Annotated in this window: 1 protein-coding gene; it reads left to right on the forward strand. The window is 65.5% G+C overall.

Going from position 1 to position 223, the window contains the following annotated elements:
- On the forward strand, positions 1–223 hold a 223-nt coding region (locus ACN5AZ_RS18800), incomplete at both ends, for an AMP-binding protein (RefSeq protein ID WP_419430408.1).

Here is a 223-nt window from a genome sequence, read left to right on the forward strand (position 1 = left end):
CCGCCATCCTCTGGGAGCCCGATGATCCGCAGGAGCCCGCGCTCGCGATCAGCTACAACGATCTGCACCGCAGCGTCTGCCGCATGGCCAATGTGCTGACCGATCTGGGCGCCGGCAAAGGCGACCGCGTCATCATCTACCTGCCCATGATCCCCGAGGCCGCCTATGCCATGCTGGCCTGTGCGCGGATCGGGGCGATCCATTCCATCGTTTTCGCGGGCTT

The organism is Sagittula sp. SSi028, assembly GCF_048553715.1.
Lineage (GTDB): Bacteria > Pseudomonadota > Alphaproteobacteria > Rhodobacterales > Rhodobacteraceae > Sagittula.